5 protein-coding genes are annotated in these 7,557 nt (G+C 39.1%); 2 read left to right on the forward strand and 3 right to left on the reverse strand.

Going from position 1 to position 7,557, the window contains the following annotated elements; genetic code table 11:
* Positions 1–13: 13 nt before the first annotated feature.
* A complete protein-coding gene (locus L1267_RS09365; RefSeq protein ID WP_235382657.1) occupies positions 14–2,122 on the reverse strand; it encodes a TonB-dependent siderophore receptor in 2,109 nt (702 codons plus the stop codon).
* 471 nt (positions 2,123–2,593) lie between these two features.
* On the reverse strand, positions 2,594–4,132 hold the full coding sequence (locus L1267_RS09370) for a glutamate synthase-related protein (protein ID WP_135925786.1): 1,539 nt from the start codon (positions 4,130–4,132) through the stop codon (positions 2,594–2,596).
* A 465-nt stretch (positions 4,133–4,597) separates the two neighbouring features.
* Here L1267_RS09370 and L1267_RS09375 point away from each other — a divergent pair, with 465 nt between their 5' ends.
* Positions 4,598–5,515, forward strand: coding sequence for a hypothetical protein (locus L1267_RS09375; protein ID WP_235382658.1), 918 nt, complete (start codon positions 4,598–4,600; stop codon positions 5,513–5,515).
* Positions 5,505–5,993 (forward strand): hypothetical protein, encoded by a 489-nt coding sequence (locus L1267_RS09380; protein WP_235382659.1) that lies wholly within the window; start codon positions 5,505–5,507, stop codon positions 5,991–5,993. Before L1267_RS09375 ends, L1267_RS09380 begins: the two co-directional genes overlap by 11 nt.
* A 774-nt stretch (positions 5,994–6,767) precedes the next feature.
* Here L1267_RS09380 and L1267_RS09385 read toward each other — a convergent pair.
* Positions 6,768–7,349, reverse strand: a complete 582-nt coding sequence (locus tag L1267_RS09385; RefSeq protein ID WP_235382660.1) for an acyl carrier protein phosphodiesterase — start codon at positions 7,347–7,349, stop codon at positions 6,768–6,770.
* Between the last annotated feature and the right edge of the window lie 208 nt (positions 7,350–7,557).

The raw sequence follows: 7,557 nt of genomic DNA on the forward strand, positions 1-7,557 counted from the left end.
AACTGACGTTTAGTTAAAATTTATAATTTAAGCTCAACTTGTAATTTACCGGCTCCCCTGGCTGAGTCCAAATAGCAGAGTACGAATTAGAATAATATTTTTTATCCAGCAAATTATTTACATTAAATTGCAAGCTTAAGTCATTAGTCACATTGTATTTTGCAAACATATTTACCAAAGTGTAAGAAGGTAAGTAATAGGTAGGATCAATGGTTTCTCCAAGCCTCTCGCCAACATATTGTACAGCAAGCCCAACAGTTGCATCTAAATCTATTAAGTCGTTTAGCTCTCTCTTAATTTGAGCATTTGCACTGTGTTTAGGGATATTAAGTAACGGACTGCCTTTTGGCAGCTTTACCCACCAATCTGGGTTGACTGTATCGTTTGCTGTTTTAGCGTCTGTGTAAGTATAAGCAAAATCAAATAATACATTGCTTGTAATGTTGCCATGTAAATCTAGCTCAATGCCATCACTTGTCACTTCACCTAGCGCAGTAGATACACCAGCTTGTAGGTCTGTAGTTAGCATATTGCTCTTTTCGGCACTAAATACTGTAAAACTTCCACTTACACTATCGGTAGTAAACTTAATACCCGCTTCGAAAGATGTTGTTTCTTCAGGCTCAAATGCATCTCCTTTACTATCGTAACCGCTGTTAGGTCTGAAGCCTTCAGAGTAACTTGTGTAGTATTGGAGGCTGTCTGAGTAGACATAAACTAGACCGACACGCGGGCTAAATGTGCTTTGATCACTTTTAGACTGTTGCTGATTAATATGATTATCTATTTGTTGATCAAACCAATCAAAACGACCACCTACTTGCACTTTCCACTGCTCAGTTAGGTCTAGTTGATCTTGAATATACACTCCATAACTATGTTGTACTTCAGTACTGTTGAATAAAAGAGACCCTTCAGGCGCTGCTTTTCCATACACTGGATTATACATGTTAATTGCGTAACGGGTGTCTTCAAGTGTTGGACGATATCGATACCACAGTTTATCAAAATCGAACTTGCTGGCATCTGCTCCAATTAATAAGTGGTGTGTCAAACCTGCAAGCTCAACACTACCGCTAAGTTCTATTCGCGCTGAAAGGTACTCAGTTTGAAAGTCGCGCTGATTATGCTGCCTACTTAATGTTTCGCCATCTTTGAAATAAATTTGTCTACTTGGAGCAAGTTCGGCATCACTCGACTCACTTAAAAATTTTGAGTCACTGTAACTTAAACCATTCAAAAGAGACCACTGTCCAATTTGCTTCTCAAACGTAAGTTGATGAGAAATAGCGTCAACTTCTGTAGGTTTATCACTTGGTTCACCTAAAAAAGTGTCAATTGGTAACGCATCTATTTTTCCCTCAATGGCGACAATACCACGATCGAAGGTTGTACTTTGATCTACATACTCAAGCTCATAATTCAACTTTGATGTATCTGAAATTAACCATAGAATTGAAGGCGTAACGACCGTTTTGCTTGACTCATGATGATCTCGAAAACTTTCACCCTCTTCAACAGCACCATTAACTCTAAAAGCAACATTGTCTGAAACAGCATTGGTGTAGTCAGCCTCTGCTCGGTAATTCTGCCAACTCCCTGCTGTTACTTTTGTATAACCCTGCTTTGCAAACTGTGGTTTTTTAGTGATTATATTAATTGTTCCCCCAGGCTCAGAACGACCATAAAGCGCAGAGCCAGGTCCTTTCATCACTTCTACGTATTCGATATTACTTGTATCACGTGTACCACTGAAGCTTCTGCCAGATGAGTAGCCGTTAATTAAGAAACCTGATGGAATACTCTCATCGCCAACTAACCCGCGTATTGCAAAGCTTTCCCATAAACCACCAAAATCATTTTGCTCAGCAATACTTGGAGTTAGGTCAAAAATATCGGTCAACGTGTTCACTGCCGCATCATCGAGGTTTTCAGCAGAAATAAATTCAACACTCTGTGGTTGCTCACGCATAGGAACATCACCACGAAACGCTTGCCTAACACCTGAAACTGATATTTTTTCTATGTTCGGTGATGCTGTTTTGGCATAAACAGCTGGAGTCAAAATTGTGCTAATAGCAATTGAAAGTACAGAACAGTGGAATCGGTTAATTATAGTCATTTTATCTCTTGGGTATAAATACAGCTTAATCGGTTAAGTCTTTAAAGATGATAAGTAATGGTAACAATTATCATTTATATTATAATAACTAAATGTAACCCAAAGTGCTACCTTAATTAAAGCTGGAATGTCTTTGTACGATTAGTGAGAAAACCTACAGGTTAGAAGAGATACTCTAAGTCGATTAAACAGGTGTTTTAAGAAAAATTACTAACGCATTTTTCTATGCTTTGAATGTGTTAACTTTGATTGTTCAAAATTTGGAGGCAATACATTTTTCTTGTGAGATAAGTTATAGCCCATGGTGATAAACCTAACCAGCAACAAACTTTTATTAATAATCACTAAAAACCAAAGAATGCACCGAGGCACATAGCAACAGATTGTTTACCATAATTAATCTGTACGCTATATGTACTCGGTGATTGAAGAAATTAAAGTGAAATAACTTTTACGATTAAGCGTTGCAGCTTACACACTGCCAACGCCCGCGTACTTAACGCCAGATAACAACGCCATATCTTTGTGCCATGTTGCTAGATCATTAGCATTAAACTTAGCTAAAGAGTCATGCCCACATGCCCTAGCCATTACCGACATTAACTCAGTGGAGGCTTCAAAAAAGTTCTTCAATTGATTTGCCGACTTTTCAATATTTAAGCGCTGACGTAAGTCTTGCTTTTGTGTGGCAATCCCTGCTGGGCAGTTATTGGTATTACACATACGCGCAGCAACACAGCCGATTGCTTGCATTGCACTATTTGAAATCGCCACCCCATCAGCACCAAGAGCGAGCGCTTTTACAAAATCAATGGGTAAACGTAAACCACCTGTAATGATCAAAGTAACATCACTTGCACCTTGTTCATCTAAGTACTTTCTTGCTCTGGCAAGTGCAGGAATAGTCGGTACACTAATATGATCCCTAAAGATCTCAGGAGCTGCACCAGTACCACCACCACGACCATCAAGAATGATGTAATCGGCGCTCGCATCGAGCGCAAATTGAATATCTTCCTCAATATGATTAGCACTTAATTTAAACCCGATTGGGATACCGCCAGTTACCTCGCGAACTCTATCAGCAAATTTTTTGAAATCAGCCGCACTGTGTAAGTCTTTAAATGTTGGGGGTGAAATCGCCGAAGTACCCGCTTCAATCCCTCTAACCTCAGAGATTTTGCCAACATTCTTATTGCCCGGTAAATGCCCCCCCGTGCCTGTTTTTGCGCCTTGTCCGCCTTTAAAGTGAAAGGCCTGCACGTTTTTTAATTTGTCTTCGCTATAACCAAAACCTGCACTTGCTAATTCATAAAAATAGCGTGAATTGGCTTGCTGCTCTTCAGGAAGCATACCGCCCTCACCCGAGCAAATACCCGTTCCGGCAAGCTCTGCTCCTTTTGCTAACGATACTTTAGCTTCTTCTGATAAAGCACCAAAACTCATATCTGAAACAAACAGCGGAATAGCCAGCTTTAATGGCTTTTTCGCTCGCGGACCAATCACAAGTTCGGTATTAACAGCTACATCTTCCATTAACGGTTGCGTTGCCATTTGTGCCACCATTAGTTGTAAATCATCCCATTTAGGTAATTGATATCGCGGCACACCCATCGACACCATAGGGCCATGATGACCAAGCTTTGATAACCCTTCACGTGCCAGTTGATGAATAAGCTCAACGGTGGGCTCCTCTTTGGTTGCAGTAGCTACAGGTGAATCAGAGGCTTGAATTTGTACGCCAGGCCCTTCTTGACCAACTTGGCTTTGATCAAACTGTTTGTGACTACCATCACAAAATGGCGCATTGGCAGTGTGCTTACATTGGCATAAATAGGCATCGCCCGACTCTTCTGCTGTAAATGCTTTGGGTTTGAAATCGGTTCCGGCATGTGAGCCATCACAAAATGGCTGGTTTTTAGAACGCCCACAGGCACAAAAATAGTATTCTTGCCCCTGCTCTAAGGTGACTTTTTTCGGCGAAACGGCTGCAATTATGGGTTTGCTCATTATTGTTCCCTCACGGTTGCTACATTACATTGCTATGTTCAAGTTACTGGGATTGAGGTAAGTATTAATTTAAGGCTTACTTGCTTTACAAAGGGTAGTTCAGCTCAGTTAAATAACGAGCTTTTAAGCGCCTTGGAGTTTACTTAGCTATCGATAACCGACTATATAACCGCAACAAGCAGCCAAGATATCAGCCATTTCATATTTTAAGGTAAGAGGTAAATCGGTTTATGAACCGCTGTGAGGTAATTTTCACAAAGAGGATAAGAGGCGCTGCGCGCTACACGGAGAAAATAAAAATACGAGCTTCTGCATAAAAGAAGTGATGAACAATCTGTTTCAACCAAAAAAATGTATCTTTAAATATTTATTAAGTGAAAAACAATTCCGTTCCTTTATTATTGACAAACGTTTTATTTAATTAGACCATGACCACCTATATTAAACCTTTTAAAGGAATAACAGGTGAATATTCTAAACAGGGATAGTTTTAAGCAAAAGCAACTTAAAACCAAACTAAATTTTTTTCTTGATCAAAAAAAGTTATTTGAAGAAATAGACAAGGATATCCAGCTCTCTGGCGCTGGTGTTATATATATAGATGAAAATTTTACAGTAGTTACTCTTAGGGAGTTCAAACCTATATGCCGTCTAAATCCTGTAAATATAATTCTAAGAGAACCACCAAAGCATATAAACAAAAGCGATTTTACAAACGAACTTAGACATAGCTCGGTTAACCCTAGAGAAAGTAGATTCGTATCCGAAGTTACAGGGACAGTTTTTGCGTGTACTGGTGCAATAATTTCTTGGGTTGTTTTTGTCGCCTCTGGTTTAGCTACCCCAATATCTTTTGGAAGCAGTGCAGTAGTCTCTGTTTTATCCTTTAGCGCTGCATCTGCAACAACACTCCAATGTGCAAACGGAATACTGAGAAGTGGTGCTGAAAAGTATTCTCCAGAATTTAATGATTGGCTAGATTCTGAGGACTGGTATGTAAACACAATCAAGGCACTAGACTATATCTCTTTAGCTGGAGCTACAGCTGCTAGTGCTATCGCAGTAAGAACTCTCAAGATTGCAAACTCTAGCGGTGTGAGCTTTAGACAACTATTGTCAAGTAAAAGCAGACAAGAAAGAAGCCGGATTACTAAAGAAATAATAAGGCTTAAGGTACCAGGGATATCTAATAAAATGCTTAAAAAAATGATGAGAAGTAATATTGTTCCGAAGAGGTTTAATAATATACAAATTAACAATGAACTAAGAACGCGTTTACGTGATTCTGTCGCAGCAGCACTTGCTTTTACTGGTAGTGCATATAACGGTGAAATAAAAGGAATTGCAATTGGTGTATATGAGAGCTTAGAAAGTGAAGGCTGAAGATCTACCCTTAAGTGACTCCGTCCCAAAGTTAAAATACATTTTAACTTGCGCTATATCTATAGTTGCTAGTGTTTTTAGCTACTCATCAGCTGCGTTCTTAGTATTAATGGTTCTTTGGCCTTATGAATCCTTTAAAGATTTGACTCCTAGAGTAATAATTTTCTTTTCTGGAATTTGTGTATGTATAACACTAGGTGTACTTTTATCTATTGGAAAAACCTGGGTCATAAAAATTTTTAAAGGGCTAGTTATTACAGCGATTTCAATATCACTTTTTACTTTTTTTATAATTTTATTCACTGAACTTTATGCCCAATCTGTTAATGCTTTAAAGTTATCTAGCTTTTTTATTTTGTTTAACTTATTACTAGCGGTGTTATTCTTTAGTAAGCAACTTAAAACTAGCTCCCTCGTTATTAAAAGGTATAAGAGACGTCACAAAAAGCAATTACAGTATATTAAAGAGCAATTGTAATAATAACTGTAACTACGAATACTTTTCCATTAATAAACACTAGACTCTTAGGGAGGAATTATCTCCCTTTTTACTTCCATTAAGCTGTTTGCGCAACAAACAAATTGAACCACAGAGTTCACCGAGCCGCTTCACGCTACACAGAGAAAAACAGCATTTAAAAATAATAGTCACATAGAGGGTAAGAGGCGCTGCGCTTTAGATGAAAAACAAAATACTCTTTTGGTTTATCTCATTCACTTCTCATTGTTTTCTCTTTGTGCATCAAAAATAAATTGAACCACGGAGTGCACCGAGGTGCTGCGCGCTACACAGAGATAAACAGCATTTAAAAATAATAGTCACATAGAGGATAAGAGGCGCTGCGCTTTAGAGGAATTATTAAAAACAAATTTGGTGGTTTTATGGGTTACTAATTCTCTTCTCTTTGTGCAAAAACAAATTGAACCACAGAGTTCACCGAGCCGATTCGCGCTACACAGAGAAAAACAGCATTTAAAAATAATAGTCACATAGAGGGTAAGAGGCGCTGCGCTTTAGATGAAAAACAAAATACTCTTTTGGTTTATCTCATTCACTTCTCATTGTTTTCTCTTTGTGCAAAACAACAAATTGAACCACATAGTGCACCGAGGCGCTTCGCGCTACACGAGAAAAACCCTAAATTACGCGGAGTAAACCCGCTGCTACTAGTTAACTTGTTGGGTTTCACTCCGTTTTACCCAACCTACCAGCAAATAGCTCCTTTCCCGTTTACTCTAGAAACTCGCTAACTCATTCCATCCCCTTTAGCTTCACATGCTCAACCAGCTCGGGGAAAAACGCTAAAAACACCGCGTCTAATTGCTGATAATGACGGGCAATATCGTCTGCCGATCCTGCAAAGTTGTTAGCAAAACGAATACGCTTGGCGATGTTATCAAGGGCAAGGCCGACCCCATCGAGTGTTTCATATTCTTTAAACCAATCATTATTAGTCATACTGGTCACAACTTGCTGCATGCGTGAAGGCATCATGGCTTGGCGCGCATTTAAAAGCCCATAGCTGTGCTGTTTGAATTCAGCTAATGGCTGATCATTAAAGCGATGCCAATGCTGAATAAGAAAGTGATCAAACGCCACATCAATCGCGACACTTGCAAAGCGTTTACGTGCTGGCGAAAAATACTGCTTAGCCTCTTTTACAAGGGGATGTGAGTCGGTAAACCTATCAACCAAATAATGATTTTCAAGGCCATTTTTAACCGCGTCAGGTAACTGCGCTGAATACCGACGCCCACCAAAATCCCCAAGCAGATTACCAAAGTGTGAATCAGCCGTCGGTTGTGCTAAGTAAAGGTGGGCCAAGAAGTTCAACGCATTCTCTAAATTAAGTCATTTTATGCATTGTAAAAGAATACAGGTGAAAGGGTCTAGGGGCACGAGTTAGCAAAATTTTAGCAGATGTATGGACTCCTCCCCATTAACGGGAGAGTACGGTATAAAGAAATTGCAAAACAACTTTTACCAATTAAGGAGTCCATACATGACACAGTCTAATTTAATTGCTATTGATTTAGCAAAA

The organism is Pseudoalteromonas sp. OFAV1 (assembly GCF_021532595.1).
Classification (GTDB): Bacteria; Pseudomonadota; Gammaproteobacteria; order Enterobacterales; family Alteromonadaceae; genus Pseudoalteromonas; species Pseudoalteromonas lipolytica_C.